This is a genomic window from Psychrobacter sp. JB193 (assembly GCF_002285555.1).
In the GTDB taxonomy this organism is placed as follows: Bacteria; Pseudomonadota; Gammaproteobacteria; order Pseudomonadales; family Moraxellaceae; genus Psychrobacter; species Psychrobacter alimentarius.
In genome coordinates this window covers 1,199,592-1,221,664 of the sequence record NZ_NRGY01000002.1, presented here as the reverse complement: position 1 = coordinate 1,221,664, position 22,073 = coordinate 1,199,592, and the positions used below count along the sequence as shown (strand labels likewise).

At 40.8% G+C, this 22,073-nt stretch carries 20 protein-coding genes, 1 tRNA gene and 1 pseudogene; 6 read left to right on the top strand and 16 right to left on the bottom strand.

Translation table 11 applies throughout. From position 1 onward, the window contains the following. Positions 1-46: 46 nt before the first annotated feature. The 3 genes from CIK80_RS13245 to speB form a co-directional block, all read right to left on the bottom strand. Positions 47-1,453, bottom strand: coding sequence for a YjiH family protein (locus CIK80_RS13245; protein WP_095570351.1), 1,407 nt, complete (start codon positions 1,451-1,453; stop codon positions 47-49). Positions 1,454-1,572: 119 nt separating this feature from the next. Further along, complete coding sequence (locus CIK80_RS13240) at positions 1,573-3,276, bottom strand: 5-guanidino-2-oxopentanoate decarboxylase (RefSeq protein WP_095570350.1); 1,704 nt, start codon at positions 3,274-3,276, stop codon at positions 1,573-1,575. Positions 3,277-3,389: 113 nt separating this feature from the next. Further along, positions 3,390-4,358 (bottom strand): agmatinase, encoded by a 969-nt coding sequence (gene speB / locus CIK80_RS13235; RefSeq protein ID WP_087040004.1) that lies wholly within the window; start codon positions 4,356-4,358, stop codon positions 3,390-3,392. A 206-nt stretch (positions 4,359-4,564) separates the two neighbouring features. Between speB and CIK80_RS13230 the strand changes: the two genes are divergently transcribed. Then, positions 4,565-5,464 (top strand): LysR family transcriptional regulator, encoded by a 900-nt coding sequence (locus CIK80_RS13230; RefSeq protein WP_062844814.1) that lies wholly within the window; start codon positions 4,565-4,567, stop codon positions 5,462-5,464. A gap of 7 nt (positions 5,465-5,471) precedes the next feature. On the opposite strand, the gene CIK80_RS13225 is transcribed toward CIK80_RS13230, so the two are convergent. From CIK80_RS13225 to CIK80_RS13215, 3 genes are all read right to left on the bottom strand, one after another. Then, positions 5,472-7,283, bottom strand: coding sequence for a potassium/proton antiporter (locus CIK80_RS13225; RefSeq protein ID WP_062844815.1), 1,812 nt, complete (start codon positions 7,281-7,283; stop codon positions 5,472-5,474). A gap of 322 nt (positions 7,284-7,605) precedes the next feature. Then, positions 7,606-7,941, bottom strand: coding sequence for a GlpM family protein (locus CIK80_RS13220; protein WP_062844816.1), 336 nt, complete (start codon positions 7,939-7,941; stop codon positions 7,606-7,608). 188 nt (positions 7,942-8,129) lie between these two features. Further along, positions 8,130-9,800 (bottom strand): thiamine pyrophosphate-binding protein, encoded by a 1,671-nt coding sequence (locus tag CIK80_RS13215; RefSeq protein WP_095570349.1) that lies wholly within the window; start codon positions 9,798-9,800, stop codon positions 8,130-8,132. Between the two features lie 264 nt (positions 9,801-10,064). Between CIK80_RS13215 and CIK80_RS13210 the strand changes: the two genes are divergently transcribed. Then, positions 10,065-10,139, top strand: a tRNA-Gly gene (locus CIK80_RS13210). Positions 10,140-10,565: 426 nt separating this feature from the next. Here CIK80_RS13210 and CIK80_RS13205 read toward each other — a convergent pair. The 3 genes and pseudogenes from CIK80_RS13205 to CIK80_RS13200 form a co-directional block, all read right to left on the bottom strand. After that, complete coding sequence (locus CIK80_RS13205) at positions 10,566-10,766, bottom strand: helix-turn-helix transcriptional regulator (protein WP_095570348.1); 201 nt, start codon at positions 10,764-10,766, stop codon at positions 10,566-10,568. A gap of 30 nt (positions 10,767-10,796) precedes the next feature. Then, positions 10,797-11,006, bottom strand: a pseudogene (locus tag CIK80_RS15255) (IS3 family transposase); the annotation flags it as partial. Positions 11,007-11,049: 43 nt separating this feature from the next. Continuing rightward, positions 11,050-11,457 (bottom strand): hypothetical protein, encoded by a 408-nt coding sequence (locus CIK80_RS13200; protein ID WP_095570347.1) that lies wholly within the window; start codon positions 11,455-11,457, stop codon positions 11,050-11,052. An 85-nt stretch (positions 11,458-11,542) separates the two neighbouring features. Here CIK80_RS13200 and CIK80_RS13195 point away from each other — a divergent pair, with 85 nt between their 5' ends. Then, entirely contained in the window at positions 11,543-11,707 is a 165-nt protein-coding gene (locus CIK80_RS13195) for a transposase (protein ID WP_095570346.1), read from the top strand. A 146-nt stretch (positions 11,708-11,853) separates the two neighbouring features. Further along, on the top strand, positions 11,854-12,729 hold the full coding sequence (locus CIK80_RS13190; protein ID WP_143516800.1) for an IS3 family transposase: 876 nt from the start codon (positions 11,854-11,856) through the stop codon (positions 12,727-12,729). A 29-nt stretch (positions 12,730-12,758) separates the two neighbouring features. Here CIK80_RS13190 and CIK80_RS13185 read toward each other — a convergent pair whose 3' ends face one another. The 6 genes from CIK80_RS13185 to CIK80_RS13160 form a co-directional block, all read right to left on the bottom strand. Then, positions 12,759-14,336 carry a hypothetical protein gene (locus CIK80_RS13185; RefSeq protein ID WP_102094037.1) on the bottom strand — a complete coding sequence of 526 codons (1,578 nt, stop codon included), beginning with the start codon at positions 14,334-14,336 and terminating at the stop codon, positions 12,759-12,761. A 25-nt stretch (positions 14,337-14,361) separates the two neighbouring features. After that, entirely contained in the window at positions 14,362-15,060 is a 699-nt protein-coding gene (locus CIK80_RS13180; RefSeq protein ID WP_095570343.1) for an OmpA family protein, read from the bottom strand. A 12-nt stretch (positions 15,061-15,072) separates the two neighbouring features. Then, positions 15,073-17,226, bottom strand: coding sequence for a hypothetical protein (locus CIK80_RS13175; RefSeq protein WP_095570342.1), 2,154 nt, complete (start codon positions 17,224-17,226; stop codon positions 15,073-15,075). 24 nt (positions 17,227-17,250) lie between these two features. Continuing rightward, a complete protein-coding gene (locus tag CIK80_RS13170) occupies positions 17,251-17,655 on the bottom strand; it encodes a hypothetical protein (RefSeq protein ID WP_095570341.1) in 405 nt (134 codons plus the stop codon). Positions 17,656-17,894: 239 nt separating this feature from the next. Continuing rightward, positions 17,895-18,824 carry a bestrophin family ion channel gene (locus tag CIK80_RS13165; RefSeq protein WP_095570340.1) on the bottom strand — a complete coding sequence of 310 codons (930 nt, stop codon included), beginning with the start codon at positions 18,822-18,824 and terminating at the stop codon, positions 17,895-17,897. 584 nt (positions 18,825-19,408) lie between these two features. Beyond that, the gene (locus CIK80_RS13160) at positions 19,409-20,608 is read right to left on the bottom strand and encodes a globin domain-containing protein (RefSeq protein WP_095570339.1); all 1,200 of its coding nucleotides are present in this window, start codon (positions 20,606-20,608) and stop codon (positions 19,409-19,411) included. 504 nt (positions 20,609-21,112) lie between these two features. On the opposite strand from CIK80_RS13160, the gene CIK80_RS15590 reads away from it, so the two are divergent. Continuing rightward, complete coding sequence (locus CIK80_RS15590; protein WP_320157667.1) at positions 21,113-21,274, top strand: hypothetical protein; 162 nt, start codon at positions 21,113-21,115, stop codon at positions 21,272-21,274. After that, on the top strand, positions 21,252-21,407 hold the full coding sequence (locus CIK80_RS15585) for a LuxR C-terminal-related transcriptional regulator (RefSeq protein WP_323053120.1): 156 nt from the start codon (positions 21,252-21,254) through the stop codon (positions 21,405-21,407). The genes CIK80_RS15590 and CIK80_RS15585 overlap by 23 nt, the downstream gene beginning before the upstream one ends. Before the next feature lie 41 nt (positions 21,408-21,448). Here the strand turns inward: CIK80_RS15585 and CIK80_RS13150 are convergent, their stop codons facing one another. Next, positions 21,449-22,003 (bottom strand): Rrf2 family transcriptional regulator, encoded by a 555-nt coding sequence (locus tag CIK80_RS13150; RefSeq protein WP_062844853.1) that lies wholly within the window; start codon positions 22,001-22,003, stop codon positions 21,449-21,451. Positions 22,004-22,073: the final 70 nt, after the last annotated feature.

Below are 22,073 nucleotides of genomic sequence, written 5' to 3'. Positions count from 1 at the left end.
GTTTATACTTATACTTGTGCTGCTCATGTTCAAAGAGTTGATTGACCTAATACAACAGATGCGCAACTGAGGTAATTACGACCAAACTGATAAGCGTGCGCAGCATAAAAATCCCAAACAGCTCCAATATATTGAGCTTGATATTTGATTTTAAAATAAGCGCGCCGACTTCTGACATATAGATAATCTGAGTGATAGAAGCAGCACCAACGATAAACCTTGTCATTTCACTCTCGATACTTTTGCCCACCAGTGCTGGCAGATACATATCGGCAAAACCCATGATCATCGCAGGCGCAGCTTTTGTGGCTTCTGGAATCTGCAACCATTCAAGCAAAGGCACAAGGGGCGTAGCTAACCAATTAAAGACAGGGGTGTATTCTGCTAACCCAAGACCAATCGTACCGATAGCGAAAACCACTGGAATCAGCCCAAAATAAATATCAAATAAATTTTTGGTGCTACTTTTGAATACTTGACCCAGCTTTGGCATAGACTGCGCACGAGTCACAGCACGATTGACCGCCCATTGATAAGTGGTGTAATGCGCTGGTGTCTCTTCATCCAGCATGCTTTTGCCAGAGTGGTAAGTATCAGGCTTCAATGATAGTGGCGGTATACGCGGCATAATAACGGCGGCGACAAACCCAGTGAGTGCAATGGTCAAGTAAAAATAGACGAAGTTATTATCCACACCGATGGTCTTTGCCACCACATAAGTAAACGCGATCGAGGTGACGGAAAACGTCGTTGCGATAATTGCCGCTTCGCGCTGACTATAATAACTTTTATCATACTGCTGCATCGTCACCAGCAAGCCAATGGACGCGGCACCAAACCAAGAGGACATAGCATCCACTGCCGAACGCCCGGGGAGATTAAAGAGCTTGACAAAAAGCTTACTCGATAGCGTACCTAAAAACTCCATCAAACCAAAGTCAGTCAAAAACGGCAATAACAAAATGGCAAAAAAGAACAAAGGAATCAAAATAGGAATCAAATCTTCAAAAATCACACCGCCAGTATTACGACTAATGATAAATTCAGGGCCGACTTGTAAAAAGATCGTCCAAACAAAGACCATTCCCAAAACGCGCGCAATCAGCCAAAACCAATTCACATCAAAAAGATTTTTGGATAAACTGCCTTGATGTAAGTTGGGCTTTAACACCTTTACTGCCAACGCCCCTATACAAGAAGTCGTCACAAGCGCCATGACCACATAAACGACATAACCACCCAGCAATGCTTGTAGAGTATCTGTTAATACCCCTAATAAAATCGTGACTTTGCCATCCCACTGAAACGGTATAATAAACAAAGCAATACCGAATGCAGAAAACAGTAAAAACTTCCATAATGATGCGCGCCATTGCTTTTCACTTAGCGAGTCTGAATCGACAGCATCTTTCTCTAAAATCGACTGTTGCGACTTATCCATATAGTTTGTCATTCAATTCCTCCTTGATAGGCGACCATCGCCAATTTATCCATTTTGCTGTCTGACTACTATCTAACGTCACTACTACCTAAACTACTACTTAAAGATTGCTCCCAAAATCTGTCATCTCATTACGTAAAACACGCAAAGTCCTTACCCATTTCCATCAGAAACGCATCGGATTCATCAATTTCATAAATGATTGGCTGCTTACCTTTTGTGTCTGTCTTTAGCGCATCCAGTAATTGCTGCTTCTCTGTGATTCTGCGATATCCTGACCCAAACCCTGCGGCTAATGGCTCAAAGTCTGGCGTCTTGATATTGACCCCAATCAGTGGCAATCCGCCCTCTTCCATATATCGGCGAATCTCGCCATAACCTTGGTTATTCCATAATAAGACGATCAATGGCAGCTCAAGTTCTGCCGCACAGATGAGCTCAGCAATGGTAAATTGAATACCGCCATCACCAATCAGACTGACAACCGGCACCTTTGATCCAATCATTGCCCCAATTGCAGCTGGTAATCCATAACCTAACGTGCCAAACCCTGTTGATGAATTGAACCATCTGCGAGTTGCCAATGCCTCAAAGCCAAGATTGCCACTATAAACAGGCTGAGTTGAGTCACCGACGAAGATGACATCTTCTATTTCATCGCGAATCAGCTGAAGCAGTGCATTTTGACCGGCGAAGTCTGGTTTTATATCCTTTATAAGGTCTTGTTTTGCATCGTTTACTCGTGACACTGCCTGATGATCGAATGCCTGTCCTTTTAGACGCGCACACAAACCACTGATGGCCAATTGTGCATCGCCCAATACGGCAATATCTGCTCTAAACGGACGCTGAAGCTGCGGGGCATCACAGTCGATACGTATCAGCTTGCCATTGATATGAAACCCACCATTAAAAAACACGTCGTAATCGGTTTCGCCAAGCTCAGTGCCGATTGCTAATACCCAATCAGCCTCAGTAATCACAGCACGACCTGCTGCTAATGACTGATTGCTGCCCAAACTTAATGGATGACGGGGTGGCAACAAACCTTTGGCATTGATGGTTAAAAATGTGGGCGCGTCTATCAGCTCGGCCAGTCTTTGCGCATCCTGATCGACATCGACACAACCACCGCCGTAGAGCAATACTGGGTTTTTCGCCGTTTTTAAGGATTCGATAATCAGGTCTAATTGCGCAGGATTTGGCAGTGGTCTCATGATCTGCGGTAAGGATAAGTGGTCTGCTGGCGTGTCTAAGCGAGGCGGTCTTTCGACATGGCTGGCATCAGCGGTGATGATATCGATAGGTAACTGGATATGGACTGGCCCTGGACGTGCGCCATTGAATAACGCAAAGGCTTCAGCGATGACTTTGGGTAATGATTCAGGACGCCAGATGGTTTTGCTTGTGAGCGCGACCTTGCTCACCATACCTTGCTGATCGTGCAGCTCATGCAAGTGCCCTTCACCACTGCCTGTGTCTTTTACTTTATTCACACTAGAGACGATGAGCATCGGTATAGAATCCGCCAGTGCTTGCGCCATTGCCGTCATGATATTGGTCATGCCAGGACCTGTGATGATAAAGCAGACGCCGATTTTGCCAGAGGCGCGGTAATAACCATCTGCCATAAACCCAGCCCCTTGCTCATGACGCGGTGTTATGTGGCGAATGTTGGTATTGGGTAGACCGCGATACAGCTCGACTGTGTGTACACCCGGTATGCCAAATACAATCTCGACTTCATAGTATTCTAACCACTGGACGAGCAGCTCACCGCAGGTCAAAGACGAGCGCGGAGATGATGGCGAAGGCGATTTTGTAGAGTGCGTCATGAGTCAGTCATCCTAAAATTTTAATAGTGTTTAATAATTTGTTTAGCGATATAGCCGAACGACAATTTAACTACTTATAAGCGGCCATTTACTGCCTCTATCACAAGTTATGATTAATAAACGGCTTTAACCTTATCGTCATAGCGCACACCCGGTAAGATACATAGCATCTCAAACAGTAAGTTTGCTGCCAGCACCGAAGTGTTTCCAAAAGGATCATAAGGCGGTGATACTTCCACCAAATCGCCGCCCACCACATCAAGACCACGCATACCGCGAATGATTTCGATACCTTGAGTGGATGTCAAACCACCAATTTCAGCCGTTCCGGTGCCTGGGGCAAACGCGGGATCAATACCATCGATGTCGAAGCTTAAATAAACAGGACCGTCACCCAGCTTTTCGCGTACTTCTGCCATCAAAGGCGCAAGCGACTTGTACCAGCACTCTTCAGCCGGTACAACTCGGAATCCTTGCTGGGTTGACCAGTCAAACTCTTCGGCACTATAGCCTGTACCGCGTAAACCAATCTGTACCACACGGTTGCCGTCAATGAGGTTCTCTTCAACAGCGCGGCGAAACGGTGTGCCGTGGGCAATTTTTTCACCAAACATATCATCGTTGATATCGGCATGGGCATCGATATGTACCATGCCAACTGGACCATGTTTTTTAGCAAGCGCCCGCAAGATAGGCAGTGCAATGGTATGATCGCCGCCTAGTGTCAATGGAACAGCGCCATGCTTGACGATTTTTTCAGAATAGAATTTTTCGATGATATCGACGCTTTTTAGGAGGTTAAACGTATTGATAGGCACATCGCCAATATCAGCGACTTGTAAGGATTCAAAGGGCGCAGCACGCGTGGCTACGTTATAAGGACGAATCATGCGTGATTCATCGCGAATCTGTCTTGGGCCTAAGCGGGCACCACTGCGATTTGATGCGCCAATATCTAAAGGGACACCCACAAAAGCAACATCTAGCCCTTCCGCATCCGCTTGTGTTGGCAGGCGCATCATAGAGGCAAAACCGCCAAATCTTGGCATATCATTGCCACTCAATGGTTGATTAAATTTCATAAAGCACATCCTTGTTCAGGTTTTCGAAATAGGCAATCTTTCGAGATAGACAATTTGTTGTATGTCTCGACAATACCTAAATAATAGACGGTAGACCATGGTAAAATTCAGAAGTAAACTTCTGGTTTTTCGTAGTAAATTGGATTTAGCCGTTATTATTAGAAGTTTATGCAACCAAAACATGATGTGATAAGGCGCTATTATCAATGCTAGATGAACTGATAAAAATAGACATCAAAACCCTGCGTAGCTTTATGGCCATTGTAGAATGTCAAGGAGTGACAGCCGCTCAAACGCGTTTGAACGTGACGCCTTCAGTGATTAGTGGTCATTTAACGCACTTAGAAGATCGTTTGGGCATGACACTCTGTCATCGTGGTCGAGGAGGATTCAAGCTGACAGAAGATGGCGCGGCAGTCTACGAGGCTTGCTTGAGCTTCACGGAAGCGGTTGCCAGCTTTCAGCATCAGCTACACTATATTCGGCAATTAGATTCTGTCCGTGGCGGTCATATTCGACTGTGTTTAACAGATCAAATGCCTACGTTTTTTTATGATGCACTCAGGCAATGCCTTGCTGGTAGCTATCGCACCAATCCATTGATACATTTTTCTATCGATGTGCAAAGCCCTGAAAACATGCTGGATAAGCTGTTGGGCAATGAGAGTGATATTGGGGTAGGATATTTTGGCAGTTTTCCGCCTTTACTGACTTTTCAGCCAGCTTTTATCGAAAAACAAGTGGTTTGCTGTGGTCACACGCATCGCTTGTTTTATGAGGCAGATACGCTGACATTTCATGAGTTGGAACAAGACTATCCATGGATCAAAAGAGGCTATGCGACTGATCATAGTATCAATCACATTCGCCCTAAGACGTTGAGTGCCACCACTTACCACATGGAGGCGACCGCGCAGCTGATTCTTGCAGGTCACCATGTCGGTTACTTACCCCACGATTTGGCGACGCGTTATGAAGAAATGGGCTTGATGAAAATCTTACTGCCCAATGAAGCGAGTTACGATGTCAAGCATCACTGGGCTTATCGAGAAAATCTGCATAAACAAGTCGCAGATTTTTTGAGTAAAATGATACATCTGCTATAAGCAGTTGCTATATCGTTGCTGGTACTTCCGTATGTTTGAGACCAATGGTTCTTAGCTTGCCTTTGTCATCCACTTCCTTGATGACCAATGCCCACTCTTCACTAATTGCTACGGTATCACCTGAGACTGGCGCGGTACCCAAACTCCCTTTGACATACTCAGCGACGGTTTGATCCCACATACTTTTTTGAAACGTTTCATCCTCTTGCTCGACATGATCCGCTTGAGATTTTAAGCTTTCTACAAGCGTTTCAGATTCCATGATGTCAGTGAAAAATGGCAAATCGCCGAGTTTGACACTGGGTGATAATAGCCAATCGCCATAAAAGTCATCAATGACCTTGCGATCGAGCGTTGTGTCATTAAAAATATTGGCAATTTTGCTGGCATGATTGCCGCGCATGGCGTACCACACGCTATCACCAAATTTTAACTTCGTACTTTCATCTACAACGACGATTTCTTGTTTACGCAACAATGCAAACACGCTGATTTCATCAGGACTAATGCGGCGAGAGACATCCATCGGATGACGACCAATAGCGAATGCCCCTGATTGAACCTCAAATTCATACAGAGTAATACTCGCTTTATCTGATACCCACACCTCAAGCTCTTCTTTTGGATCTTTATTGGTCGGAATACGGACTCTAAAGAGATTTGCCATAAAAGGAATGGTCATGCCTTGCAAAATCAAGGACAGAACCACCACCCCAAAAGCAATGTCAAATAGCATAAAGGCATTATCTATTCCTGCCATAACAGGCAAAAGCGCAAGGGTAATAGGCACCGCACCGCGCAAACCCACCCAAGAGATAAAACCAATTTCTCTATCTTTAAATTTAAAAGGTTTGACACTGGTATAGACAGCAATCGGACGCGCGATCAGAATCATAAAGGCGGTAATCGCTACTGAATAGTGCCAGACATTAATGACGTTGGATGGAGTAGCCAATAGACCTAACACCACAAAGAGTACTGCTTGCGACAACCACGCAAAGCTGTCCATCACTCGCATGACATGCTCTGTTGAACGCACTTTGTGATTGCCAATCAATACACCAGTCAAATAAACAGCCAAAAAGCCACTACCACCAAGCAGATTGGTTGCGGCAAAGACTGCCAAGCCTGCTGACAGTATCAAGATGGCATACATCCCTTCTGCCAAATGCAACTTGGGCAATAAGCGCGCCAGTAAAAAGCCGAACAGCAAGCCCATCCCTAAACCGAACCCTAACTGCTGTAACAACAGCAACAAAAAGCCAATGGCTGTCTGACCTGCGGGATCGACATTTAGGGCAATCAAACCTGTGACTAAAAGAATCGCCAAAGGATCGTTAGCACCAGACTCTAATTCAAGCGTGGCTTGAACACGATCATTGAGCTTAACACCGCCATTACGTAATAAAGAAAAAACAGCTGCCGCATCGGTTGAGCCCACGATGGCTGCCATCAAAAGACCAAAGCGCCAATCAACATCGAGCAACCAAGTGACAAATATCCCCAATACTACTACCGTCACCAGTACGCCCCAAGTCGCTAGGGTAATCGCAGGCTTGAGGCCAACTCGAAACGATTTAAAAGAAGTACGCAAACCACCATCTAGCAAAATACACGCTAAGGCAGCTTGTCCAACAAAATTGGCAAGTCCATACTGGGAAAACTCTATACCCAAAATGCCTTGCTCACCAGCCAACATCCCCACTATTAAAAATAACAGTAGCAGGGGTACGCCTAATCTTGCTGATAAAGTGCTTGCCATGATACTGGCAAAAATCAACAATGCCCCTACGAGATATAGGATATTTAAGGTATCCATTTTTTTAAGCCCTATTTTTATAAATTATAATGCGTTGAATTATTACAATCAGATCCGCTTTATTTTGCGACCGATCATTTTCGCGTCTTAATACCAAGGTGACAGTAGGGTTTGTATCCCACTATCAAAAATTTTATTATTATTTTAGAGTGTCCTTAAGAATAACACTTGCAACCAGATTTTGAGAAATTATCTATCTCAGATTTATATACTTTTTTCTACTCTGTTTGGTGCGCTGTGATTTAGCAATGACTCTGCGTTGATCAAAATACAAATTAATGGCACTGTTTAATTTAATGGCACTGTATTGATTGTTGTTAAGTTAAGACTGAATATATTGCCACGTTAGTACCAAAATAGCGGCAGCGATGATCCAAGCGACGACCCCTAGCATTAATGCTTTGTATAAGCTGATGTAGTTAATACCTACGAAGACCACAAGCGTATAAACAAGATGCGGTATGACCCCCAATATACTAAAAATCAACGCAACCTTTAAATCAGCTTGGCTACGCTCAGTACCAACGATAAAGTGACTGATTAAAGCAAAGGTGGGGAAAAGTGGCGCAAGTGCTGCCAAATAAAAAAAGCGGGTTTGTGCAAATAATTGAATCACCAATACCATCACAGCACCAATAAGCATTTTTAGCCAAATCATGGTGGGTCATCTCCTGTTAAGTGCCAAGGGCTGAAATAGCCGAATTGCCATGATACTAGAGTATGCAAACTGACATAAGGGGCATATCGACTTAGTTGACCCGCATTGTAAAAATAATCAAAAAACCCCCATTCAGTCTTATAACCAAATGGGGGTTTTTATTTTATAATTAAAGCGATTACCAGCTTTTAATCGGCTTTTGGTTTTAGCGCCGCGCTAATATCAGCCAGCAATGGCGGGATATCGTGCTTATCTGCTATCACTTCTATCATAACCAACTTATTCGTGGTCTCGGCAGCCTTGATGAGAGCAGATTTTAACTCACCAGCAGTTTCTACCTTCAGCACCAAACTGTTGTCTTCTGTGGCACCAAAGGCTTGTGGCATCAGCTGCCAGTTACATTTGGGAATATCATTGTAGTGCTGGTTTTCACCATGGATCGCTCGTTCGACGGTATAGCCATCATTATTCACCAGCACAATGACTGGATTGATACATTCTTGAATCATCACGGCGATTTCTTGCACTGTCAATAAGGCGGAACCATCACCGATCAGTAGGACACTGCGTTTATCTGGTGAAGCAATCGCACCGCCTAAGCTGGCAGGCAACGTGTAACCAATTGAGCCCCACATTGGTTGTCCATAAGAGGTCACCCCTTCTGGTAAACGCACATCACTGATCCCAAAATACGCGGTTCCTTGATCAGAAAACACCAAATTATTATGGTCTAAATGATCCGCAATAATATGCCAGAGGTCATCTTGGCGAATGGCTTCGTCGTCTTTGCCATTTTGCTCATGTGGTTTTACCTCTTTACAAAACTGCTTTGGCACAATCTCAATACCTGAAGTCATGACTTCATGTAGTGCTTGCAAGGCGTCTTTTAAAGCAATTGGAGCAAAATTCTGACCACTGACAGACGCACGCTCATAATGCAGATCAACCACCACATTTTCATCAATGTCTTGGCTAAATCCTGCTGTGGTCGTATCGGTATATTGCACACCAATTTTTATCAAACATTCACAGTTTTCTACGGCGTCTTTGACGATAGGCCGTGATGCCACACCAGCATAGGTTCCTGCCCAGCGATTGCTGTTTTCATCAAGTAGCGTTTTGCCCCACGACAGCGTTGTATAAGGAATATTGGTATCCGCAATCAGTGCTTTTAGCTGATTTTGCAATCCTAAACGGTGCACCATCAGATCTGCCATCAGCGTCGTGGTTTTATTTGGTAAAAATTCTATCAGTGCTTTTTTGAAATCTGCCAACGCGGCTTGACTGGTGATGTCTTCTTGGCTGTCATCAAGCTTGGTCGTTGGTGGATAAATGGGTTGACGCGCTACATCGGGCGATAATAATAAATAACCTGGGCGATGCTTTTTGAGCACCAAACGAATCACACGGTCGATCTCTGATGCGGCATTTTCTGGCGTAATCTGTGCCCGCGCGACTGTCACAGGCTCCACCATCTTGATAAAATGGTTAAATATGCCATCACCAAGGGTATGATGGATGCGGCTTTTTGAGTCTTGCAATGCAGTATTTGGTGCACCTACTACGTGCAATACAGGCGCATATTCAGCAAAAGAACCTGCAGTGGCGTTGATAGCGGACAACTCCCCCACCCCAAACGTTGTCACCATCGCGGCAAACCCACGCTCGCGTGCGTAGCCATCGGCAGCATAGCCTGCATTGAGCTCATTGGTGTTACCCACCCAGCGCAGCTTATCGGAGGCGACAATATTATCCAAAAAAGTTAAGTTAAAATCACCAGGGACACCGAATATTTCAGTCGCACCCGCTTCCGCGATACGATCAAACAGATAATCAGCGATGGTATATTGTTGGCTCATTCCTTTATCCTTATGACTCATTATTATAGGGGTTAATACTGTTTATATAATTAAAGTATTATAAAAGGTATTCCAGCTTATTTATTCCTATTAAAGCTTTTGGAATACATAATATAATAAACTGTTATAACATATATCAAGGGCCAGATGACATGCCTGTTTTACTAAGTTTATTTTTTTTCGTCATAAGTGTTGACACATAAAAAAAACTGCGTATAATACCTCGTCATCATCTAGACGATAGATTGTTTATCAGATGATTTAGCGGGAATAGCTCAGTGGTAGAGCATAACCTTGCCAAGGTTGGGGTCGAGAGTTCGAATCTCTTTTCCCGCTCCAAATATTTAAAAAGCCTCACTTAACAGTGAGGCTTTTTTTTGTCCGATTTTTAAGGGCTACAGAGTTTTCCAGTATTAGCTATTCACTCTAATTGCTAAGTTTATCTAATATATTAAAAGCTCAAAAATCAGCACCGTGACCAAAACGTGACCATTTCGTGCCCACGCTATAAACACTGATTTCGTAATTGACCCCAACTTATTATTCTTATATTTATAAAAAGTGATGCTAAGAAATATTTTTTTAACATCGCTTTTCCTTTTTTACTGCTTTTGTATATTGAGCTCATAGCGTGACCAAAACGTGACCAAATCATGAAAAATTAAGTTTTAAAAATAACCCCAACCTTAATTTTAGGCCTTGAAACGTCATATATAAGGCTCTACCACTTATTCCTCTGCGCATCTTTTTCAATTTTGTAGATCCTCAAGACTCTTCATCATCTTTATTATTTGGCTTATAAATAAATAAGTCACCCACCTGCACATCTAAAAACTCACATAACTGGTCGATGGTATTGAAGTCAATTCTTGATGACTCTTCATTGTATAGCTTATGAAGTGTTGATTTACTCATACCTGTTGCTCTTACAACATCTGCTACACGCAATTTGACCCCTGTCGTCAATCTCGTAGACCTAAACTTGGGAGATTTTATTTACGCAGCTTGACGATAATAATAAAACCACACTTGTCTTGGTGATTTATAGGCTAAACCCTTTTGAATCCTCGTCTGTTTGTAGTGAAGCTCAATTTATCAGATGATATCGTTAATGGCTGTAAACCTCGTTTTATAGTCTCAGTAATATGCTAATTCATTCCTCAATACGCCCCAAAAGCTCTCTATGTGTGCGTTGTGGAAACAATTGTGAGCTGTGGTGGAAAAACTGTACAACTAAACTTAGGATGTATCAATCAGACAAATCATCAATAATCAGCAAAAAATGCAAAACATAACTCATCAAAGCAGAAGATAATTTTGCCTTACCCTTTTTCTGTAGCGGACTAATAAGTGTTAATGAATAGCCGTTGTAAGTGTCTAAATAAATTAGGTCACCTTCGAATTCAGGCATGTCCTTTTCAAACTCTTCTATTTTTTTGAGCTTAGCTGATTTATCAACAATGGAGCGATATACATTTTTATTCTTCTCATTGAGATAAGGCTCTGACTTAAGGCAGCTGATATTAACGCGCCAATGCTTACTTGGTAGTATCTGACACATAGTACTTAAGTACTTATAGAAATTCTTTTTTTGCTTAAAAGTAAAACGAATCTCACTTTTAGAGCTATTAACCTTTTCATTAAAGACTTGAAGCATCTCTTTCACCTTACGCCGGCTGTAGTGGCATAATAAACTTGGACAGCGCATAAGAGGTTTATACTAACCTAAAGAGGAAAACAGTATGACCAACAAACGCAATCAATATACTCGAGAATTCAAATTAGAAGCCATCAGCTTAGTCGTTGAACACAAACGTAAAATACCCGATGTGGCAAACTCACTGGGCGTTGGTAAATCCACTCTGCAGAAATGGCTGACTCAGTACCGTCAAGAAATAAATGGCTAAGCACCTAAAGTCGGCAACGCCTTAACAGATGAGCAGCGAGAGCTCCAAGAACTGCGTAAACAGGTTAAACGGCTGACTATGGAGCGAGACATACTAAAAAAGGCTTCTGCTCTGCTGGCCTTGGACAGCCTGAACGGCTATCGTTAATCAGTCAGCTTGCAGAGCAAGACAAGCAGGTCAATAAAAGCCTTCTGTGCAAGCTGTTTGGCGTGATGAAGAGTAGTTACTACTATGGACTAAAGCCCAAGCCAATTAGCCTTGAAGCCGTCAAAACTAGAGCCTTAATACGTCAAATATTCAACGATTCAAAGCACTCAGCAGGTGCTCGTAGCATTGCCGCCATCATGATGAATGAACATGGCATCAAGCTGACTCGTTATATAGCAGGTAAACTCATGGCGCAGATGGGACTTCAAAGTCGTCAAATAAAAATGCATAAATATAAGCACGCTGATAACACGCATAAAATCCATGGAAACCTATTGAACCATAACTTTAGCCCAACAGCACCCAATCAAGTTTGGACAGGTGATGTGACCTATATTCGCATCAAAGGCGGCTGGTGCTACCTAGCCGTTACTTTAGACTTGTATGCCCGTCGTATTGTTGGCTTTTCTGTATCAGATTCCCCTGATAGCGCACTGACCGCTAAGGCGTTGCAGATGGCGTATCAGACTCGCTTAAAGCCAAGTGGCGTGTTGTTTCACTCTGATCAAGGTACCCACACCAGTAAGACATTCGCTGAATCCGTGGCCAGTTGTAATGGCATAACGCAAAGTATGAGCCGTCGCGGAAACTGTTGGGATAATGCCCCAACAGAACGATTCTTTAGAAGCCTTAAAACAGAATGGATACCAAAAGGTGGTTATGAGAATATCGATGAAGCATCAACCGCCATTACTGACTATATTGGGGGCTATTATCAAACCGTGAGACCGCATACTTTCAATAATTATCTAACACCAGCTGAAAAAGAGAAACGCTACTTTAATAAAAATCTCTTATCAGGTGTCCTAGATTAGTTGACCACTACAATCCTAGAGTGGTTCAATCATCCATGCCGTACATGACGCTTTTGGTAGCTAATAGCATATTTATCCAACTCATCTTTGTGACGAGAGTATTTATACCAACGCTCTATATTTTCTAATCGTCCTTTATGGTCTATATTCTTACTTGGATTGATAAAGCTATCACCAAAAGTAGGCGTGTACACAAACCTATTAGGATTACCCATAATGATTTTAAAACTCTCTTTCAGGCACATTGCCATATCTCGTTGCCACAAAAACATATGATCATGGATAAGATTGAGTTCAATGTTATTAAAAACATGGCTTTCTATTTCATTAGGTTGTAATGCGCTATCTAGGAGCGCCACACTGCTCGTCATCACTAAGTCAGCTTTCCCTCCTGTGTTAACTAAAGGCTGAATAAAGTAATAATCATCAAACTTAAGTAAGACTGTTGGTACCGAAGCTACATTTTCTGCAATCATTGAACTAGAGTAATTTAAGGTGGACTCCTTACTCACCAATTTAATGTTAGCAGTGGCAAATATAGGTTGGTACTTAGCTTGTTGATTACTAGGAATCAATAACCAATAATCGATAATATGCTGCTGGTAGTTTGTCCAAAATATATAGCGGTTGATAGAGATACTACGATTACTTTCAATATCTTCATCGTTGACTTGCGCGATGTACCTCACCGCTTTTTCTAATTGGTAATAGTTTCCTGCCCCCAGCCAGCAACGCAGAATCTGTTGATATTCTTTACCTAATAATTGCTTGAATGCAGGATTTTTATTCCACTCTTTTAGCCATATATGAATATCCGTAAATTTGTGCGTTTGCTTTTCGAGTGTCGATAAATCTGTTTTAAAGTAACGATTACTAAAAATCGATTCAGCACGACTGACGGCAGAATGTATATCGGACCGACGCTTGAGATAAGGGTTAATGGCGCGGCTATAGGAAGATAGTTGTTTTTCTGTCAGTTTTAGATATAGAGCAAGCCACTCTTCATTTGCTTTACTTTCAAAATCCGTACTCACTGGCAGTTTATGCTTGGATAACAGTTGATGAACTGTAATATGGTTTTCTAATGCTACTGTAGCAAAATGGCTAGGTTGCTGAGACAATAAGGCTTTCACTGAAAGCTTAAGCATATTGTCTTGCCACTTATAACTATCATCTGCTAATAACATTCCTATTAGTGCTTTTAAGGCATATATATTAGCAAATTTCTCATACAACTCAGGGTTTCGCTGATATTGCAGTACCAATACTAAGCTGGCATATAGTGCCTGTTGATCCTCCATCTCTAGAGCAGATAGCCACCAATTATTAGTGACAGTTTTAGCAATGGCTTTATTTTTCCATTCTTCATTTTCGATGATCACTAATGCCAGTACATCAATAACACTAAAGGCACTGGTCTGGTTTATTTTTAAAGTATCAAATTTTTGCTCGGCACGTTTTTTAAGATCAGCATCGATATCCACTTCTTGCAAAACACTCAGATCCAATGTTTGCCAGGGCATGTTATCAAACAAGCTCTGATGAATTAATGATTTCATGGTGTCAGCATTAATGTGAGAAAAGTCGGCAATAAAATTAACAGACATACTTTTTTTCATAGCGAACAGTTACTCATATTTGTGGTGCTGAGGTCATTTGATTCAGTTTCTCAACTGTATCTTCTGGAGCTTTTAAAGAAGTCTCTTGGTCATCGCCTTCTTTGAACTCAAACCGTATGACCACGTTTCTATCATCTGGATTGGCGACTTCATCTGGGGTGCTGGCATCATTTTCGCCACGTCCAACGGCCGTCAGCTTCTGTAAAAATTGTTGTTTATAAGCAAATTCTGGCATGCTGTCGACGTGTGCCAAGATAGCGTTTGCACGCTGACTACTTAAGGTCATATTTGAGGTATAGCTACCAACTCTATCGGTGTGACCTTCAATGACAATACGATCAATCCTACTTTGTTGCTCCAGAGTCAATCCAAATATAGCTTTGGCATAGACTGGCATAATAATATCGAGGCTTTGTTTACCCTCGTCCTTAAGCGTAGCCTCTCCATAACCAAAATTGGTTTTTTCTGAAACAATAAGCCTTCCTGTTTTTTTATCAATATTGGCAGGGATACCCTTCTCTTCTAGTGCTTTTTTTAAATTGTCCGACACTGCCAAAATAATGGCATCTTTTTTATCTTGCTGCATAGACAAGATAGCAATACTCAATGCCAAAAATATTGCCATCAATCCTGTCATCATATCAGCCAAAGCAATCCAAGTGGTGGCATCCTCTTCATAACTCTCTAAAGGTTCATCGTCATACATTAGCATGTGTGTGCTCCTTTATTCGTCATCTTGATTTATGCTATTACTGGCAGTCAACAATACCGCGGAGGCAGTAATCATCTCTTTCATCATTTTTTCTAAAACTGCATTACTAGTGTTAAATTTATTAATATAAGCATCATTTAGCGTCTCAAAGGCTTTGGTAAATTCTTTTGGCATCGTCTGCCCTAATTCTTTAAGTGCGTCATTAATGTCATCAGTGTGATCTTGCATAGCTCGTAGGTCTTTGACTAACGTACTTTGACCTTTATTCAAAGTGGTTGCGATGGTTGCCATTTGATTCAGGAGTGGCCCATACACTTCGCGTGATCTATCTATAGTTTTTAATGATTCTTCATTAAGTTTTCGTTGTGCCTCATCCATACCTTCAAACTGCTTACCGAGTTGATCTGTCGTTTCCTGTAATCTCTTATTCTGGACGCCAAGGGTTTGCTCAAGGGCTTCATTCTGTTGTGTGAAGAAGGTATCTAGGCTAAATTGATACTCTGTTCTGAAGGCTTCTAATTCGTCTTTTAGTTTTTTTGAGGAGTCATCTAATGTCTTATCAATATCACCTAAAGTATCTCTTAATGCACTGGCACTAGAATCAATCAAGACAGCTGCTCGTGACCCTGTATCTGAAAGCTCATCGTTCATACGAGTTAAATGACCATTCATATTGCTATCGAATTTGACTAATACACCACCTAAATTTTCAACAACGTCTTCAGATATTTGAGTAATAACACCACTCATCGCCGTATTCATGGCGGTTGTTGCCAAGGTAATCGAACTTACCATTCCATTTTTAGCAGTCTCCATACCTTCTTCGATAGCAGGCTGAATACTTGCAAGGTTCTCTTTTAAACCCATATTAAAGTCTGTTAGCGTTTTGTCCTGAGTAACCTGCAACTCACCCATTTTAGCGACTGTCGATGATATTTCTTCGACACTGCTTTGTATTGCACCTTTCATAGCAGTGGTTGCTAATGTAATTGAGCTTGTCATGCCGTCTTCAGCAGCTTTCATACCCTTTTCAATGGCAGGCTGAATACCAGCAAGATTGTCTTGTAGATCAGTATTGAATTCTTTTAATGTTTTATCTTGATTTTGCTGTAACGTTTCCATCTGATCTACTGTAGACGCCATTGCGCTGACTAGTAAATTTGTATTTGTGACAAAATTACCCATCTGCTGAGTCACATCCCCCAGTTTTACAATCAACTGAGTGTTAGTGACTTGACTCTTATCAACTGCCTCAATAACTTTAGTGGTCGTCTCATTGGTAGCGGCAATTTCATTTTTGATAGGTATTAATATATCTTCTTTTAAATCAGCCAATAACTTATGAATGACATCACTATTATTTTTTTCTAATGCCTGAGTCATTTTAGCTAAGGGTTCTGTGAGTACTTCTCCAATTTTTTCGGAAATAACATCGCCCAGCTTGTCCATATCGTAGCCAGTTTCGATATTGGTAAGAGCGATGGACATTCTATCTAGAGAACTACTAAGAGTCCTAAATAGTTGCTGCTGCTCTTCAGCTTGGTCTTTTTTCACATCATCTTGGCGCTTAGTCAGATCACTTATTTCTTGTAAATAATCATTCTGCAGGTTGGTTTTAGCTGAGATATTAGCTAAATTATTCAGGTGGTAATTTTGATTTTTTAGTTCCTGTAAGGTGGACTGGTTAAGTGCATCCAATTTAGTTTGGCGACTTTGTGCTTCAACTTTATAATTGTCTTTTTGACTTAAAACTTGATTATTTCTGCGAGCCAATATACAGAAATTAACGATCATAAAAAATATTGCAGAGCCTATACCTAATATAGAAAAACTAAAAACCGAACCTAAACTTTTAATAAATTCAGACAAATTTTCATTGTTAATATTCCCCGAATTATTTAGCTGTAACCCTACTAGAGAGGTAGTGAGAGCAAAAAATGTGCCTAATAGACCTAAACTGGTTAGAACACTGGGGGCAAACTTTAGAGTACTGCTAGCTCCCATATTTGAAGTTTTTAGAGCTAGAACGCCCTGTATGAAGAAAAAAATAACAGAGATCAATATGGCCAAGAAGATATACGGATTATGCTCTAATGCCATTGCTGTATACGTGAAATGATTAAAAACTAGTCCAAGCGTGCTCTGTAGTGTATTACTTAAGTCCATATAATTCTCAAATTAAACAAATAATTAAATATTAAAAAAAACCAGCTCTTTTGTAGTTAGGTTTTCTACTAAAGCACTATAGGGAATATGACATTTTCTATCTGGATACTGACGAGCATAAAGTGAATAAAAAATACCATCTCCATTCACGCCTTTTTCATCAGGGTCGAGCACTAATATCAAATCATGCTCTGAATATTCATTCAGTTGATTCTGACTATAAGTCAGTCTTAATGCGGTGAGTTGGCAGCTTTGCTTTTGGTTCAATAGTAAAGTACGTTGGCTTCTATAATAATTATTTTCATTCTCACTGAGTTCGGGAGGTGGTTTCGTACGTAGAAAATCATCACATTGATGCCATAGCTTATTATAATCAGCTGCATGAATTAGCCAAGTCGATACATCTTGAATCTGTAATGGTTCTAGCATTTCTACATTCCATATTGATGAATATTGAACACTAAAAGTTTAGTGATCAATATCAATTAAAGCTATATTGTCTGAATTTCTCAACCGCTTCTGCTTTGAATTCCGTACTATAGCTTTGCTTGTTCCTAGTCTTGTCAAACGCCTGATCGAGTCGTTAGTTTACTAAGTTTATTTATACGGTTTATTCAGCATAGCTCAGAAATGCTTTTATTGAGGTAAGACAGCGTCTCTAACATAACTTACCGTAAAAAATAACCATCTATTGGTGCTATCTCAGACGGAATATCTGTTTCTTCTAACGCTTCTAATAGATTAATTTCTATAATTCGTGATATAGCGGTAAGTGGTAAATTGTTAGGAGCTATGCCAAAAGGGTCTGTTATTTCTTCACTCAAAGCATCAAGACCAAAAAATGTATAGGCAATGACACCACACACTAGGGGAGTCGCCCAACCTAAAGAATTTGCCAAGCCAAAAGGCAACAGGAAACAAAATAGATAAGTAGTTCGATGCACCAATAAAGTATAAGCAAAAGGCAACGGCGTCGTATAAATACGCTCACAAGCTGCTAAAACAACTGTCAACGAAGATAAGGTATTGTCCATGTTCTGTATCATAAGATCTGATGACAAATTTTGACGTCGACTATAGCCCAACTTTTTACCCATCAGTCGTAGCAGATACTCAGGTAGGTTTCGCGCTTGGTGTATATCGTTATGATGATCAGGCTCAACAAAACTCTCAACATCTTCCCATGGTGACGTACTACGCAGTCTATGTCGTAGCGCGTGAACAAAAGCAATATTAAGGCGGATAATAGATCGCTGTGTATGACGCCCAACTTCCGTCTCATCATCGATAAATGAAATTATTTGACGTGTTAAACTGCGAGAGTCAAAAACCAACTGTCCCCATAATCCTCGAGCTTCCCACCATCGCTGATAAGTCGCATTATTGCGAAAGCCTAAAAATAGAGATAAAGCGATGCCAAGCACAGTAAAAGGCACAGCACCATAAGTAGAAAAAGAGCTTGGAATCGAGTGTTGAACCGCTGATATGATTGCACTGAGTAAGGTAATGAATAAAACTTGAGGATAAATTTGTGGGATCACAGAACCACGTAAGGTGAAAAGTATCTTGAATGCATTTGGTTTTTGTCGAACGATCATAACAGTTTTTTACCGATAAATTTTAGACAGTGGCTAGCAAATGTGCCATATGCTTGGCAATTGAATGATTTCAATGACTCAGACACCCTTTAGATAAGTGTCTTTTATAGAGAGAATAATGGTTGATAATTTTAGCACTAAAACCAATATTTTTATAATCCAGAGTGTACTAGTCGGACGAAATAGCAATAAAATAAGCACCGACCAAATTTTACTTAAAACAAGGTAGATACTTAGGGCGTGTCCTCATTTCAAAAATGAGGTAAATTGCCGTCAAACAAGGAAAATAGCGCAAATAATATCAAAATATTAACCATGTATTTGATACGGTTTGACAAAACTCAACCAATTTTAGTCCATTTAGTCGAGCATCAATTGAATTGAGAACATGACTTAGTTATATTTAAAATTAATCAACTGAACGATTGAATGTAATTAAACTTATCTATAATAGTCATCATATTACCGGTGATAGCATCATATACTCTGCTAAAATTTTTATCAGAAAAATAAAAAAACTATTGGGTTAAGGTATATCACCACTATAAGTGTCTGATGACATACCTTAAATATATCGCTAAAAATTAGGCTATTTGCAAACTCATTTTAGGGCCAAAGGGTTCGTAGTGGACGCTGTCAGAGCTATGCTCAAGCGCTGTTAAGCCACTAATCATACTTTCCATAAATGGCATAGAGCCGCACACATAGATATCAGCAGGTTTAGGCAAATTAGCCAGTAAGTTATTGTCTAATAGCTGTCCACTATCAAAGTAAAAAATATTTTTTTCTACCGTTGTCGCTGCTTCTAACAGTTGATTCACTCGAACCTCAAAAGCATGATGATCTTTATTCTGACAAACGTAAGCCCAAATGATAGGACGCTGTGGGTTTGCCATTACTTGTGTCTCTAACATCGCTAAAATAGGTGTAATCCCCACGCCTGCACTGATAAGTACTAGTGGAATATCGTTCTGATGAATTAGCGCTTTATCAAGTGCGAAATCGCCCGCTGGTGCTGATAGTAATAGCGTCTCGCCAACTTGTAACTCGTCGTGTAGATAGTTGGAGACTAAGCCATAATGACCATCACGATTATCTCTTTTGACGGCGAACTGAATGCCATTATCAGTAGTGGTGCCATTCAAAGAATAATGACGCAGTGCTAGATGATTGCTATCTTGGGGATCAGTTTTTACGGTAATATATTGACCAGCCGTTAAAGTAAGCTTGCTTAAATCAATATCCTGCCCATCATTTCGGCTATCTTTCGTTGGTACAACAGTAAATGCGACAATATCAGCGGCAACAGCTACCTTTTCAACCACTTCAAAGCTTGCAAAGCCTTTCCACATCTCCTCTTCATATAAGCCTTTTTCAAGTTCAATAAAGACGTCAGCGATTTCATCATAAGCTTCTGTCCAAGCCGCTATGATGTCATCATTTGCTGCTTCTCCTAATACTTGTTTGATAGCGCCTATTAGATGTTGACCTACAATGGGATAATGCTCTGGTAGGATTTGCAAAGCACGATGCTTATGACTTATTTCGGTAACTTGTGGTAATAACACTTCTAAATGCTCAAGATGTTTCGCAGCTGCCAGAACCGTCATTGCCAATGCTGTTTGTTGACGACCTAGCTTTTGATTGGTTTCATTAAAAATATCTAATAACTCTGGATGCTCATTAAACATATTTTGATAAAAAGCCGTGGTAATCTTTGTACCATACTCCTCCAATACAGGAACAGTTGCTTTAACAATTTTTAGCGTTTGTGCAGTAGCCATAATATTTCTCTCTTTTAGGGTCTGAGAAGTTAATTGATACCTGTATTCAATCTATTTAATGACGGTTTATAGGCCAGCTACATAACCATCTTTAAACATTCATTTAAAATACATCTTATAATAGCATTTTTAACTTCCCTTTTACTAGGCTATTCTTTCATTCCAAAAATAGTGATAAACATGAGACAAGTTGCCATTAAACAAGGGAATTAGCTCAAATAATATTGATATATCAACCAGCTATTTGACACGGTTTGGCAAAATCTAGCCATTTTTAGCGCATTTAAAAGATAATTAATTGAATTGATGACACGTCCTATTATTGAGACTTTTTAGAGTAATCTCTAATGCCATAGCAAGTGTTGTAACGCAGAATGAGATAATCAAACACGTCTTAGTTATATAAATTCAATTTTCGAGAATGTTAAGAGGAGCATTGCTTATACCGCAGGCTCGCTCGCTAAGTAGTTATTGTTTGACAATAATCCAATGTTACGTCGAGGCTTGTCTGATTTGCTAAGTCTTGAGAACAGTGTGGAAGCGGTTGGCGAAGCGAACGATGAATGGCAATGCTTAGGCTTTTTGGCAGCCAATCAGGTTGATTTGGTTGTTCTTGACAACAAGAGAGTGGGAAGTCATTCAAATGATCGCCGAAGATTTGAGTAGTAAGATGATTGCTAATAAGTTGGACATTGCAGAATCAATGGTGAAAGTACATGTGAAGCATAGACTTAATAAGACATGCTTAAGCACTCAAATTGGCGCTGCCGTATGGATGGTGAGTAAGTTGGTTAAATAGGCTACCCATCATAATGCGTTATAGCCAGCTCCAAACCCTATTTAAAATAGCAGTTTCTGAAGCTCTTTATTATTTAAAGTAATATCAGCTAGGGTATAATTATCCATCACTTCAATAAAAGCTTGTGTGGCTTCATAAAGCACGCCTTTTAGCTGGCATGAGGGACTGATGGTACACATCGTTTTGGGCGAACTATCAATCAGATCAACCCTTATTTTCTCAGTTAGTAGCTTTTGATTATCATTACTGTCCACACTACTATTTTCATTTTTACCTACAACATCACTGCTATTGCCTTCTAGAAACTTGCTCTCAAAGCAAGGAACAATGGCAAAGTCAGGCTCAGTATGACGTAAAACTTGGCCCAGATTAATGTCTTTGGCAGCCATAGCCAGTCGAATGCCACCGCTTTTACCGCGTACACTATCTATATAGCCAAGCTGCGCGAGTTGATGCACGATTTTAGTCAAATGACTCTTAGATATCTGATAGCTATCAGCAATGTCAGATATCGTTGCCAAAGCTTCCGAGGTTGGCATCACCGTTAAATATATTAATGTTCGTAACGCATAATCACTATAATTAGTAAGACGCATAGTATCAGCCCATTTCTAGAGTTTATCTAAAGCATAGTCAATGCAAAATTAAATTGGTACACCAATCGAC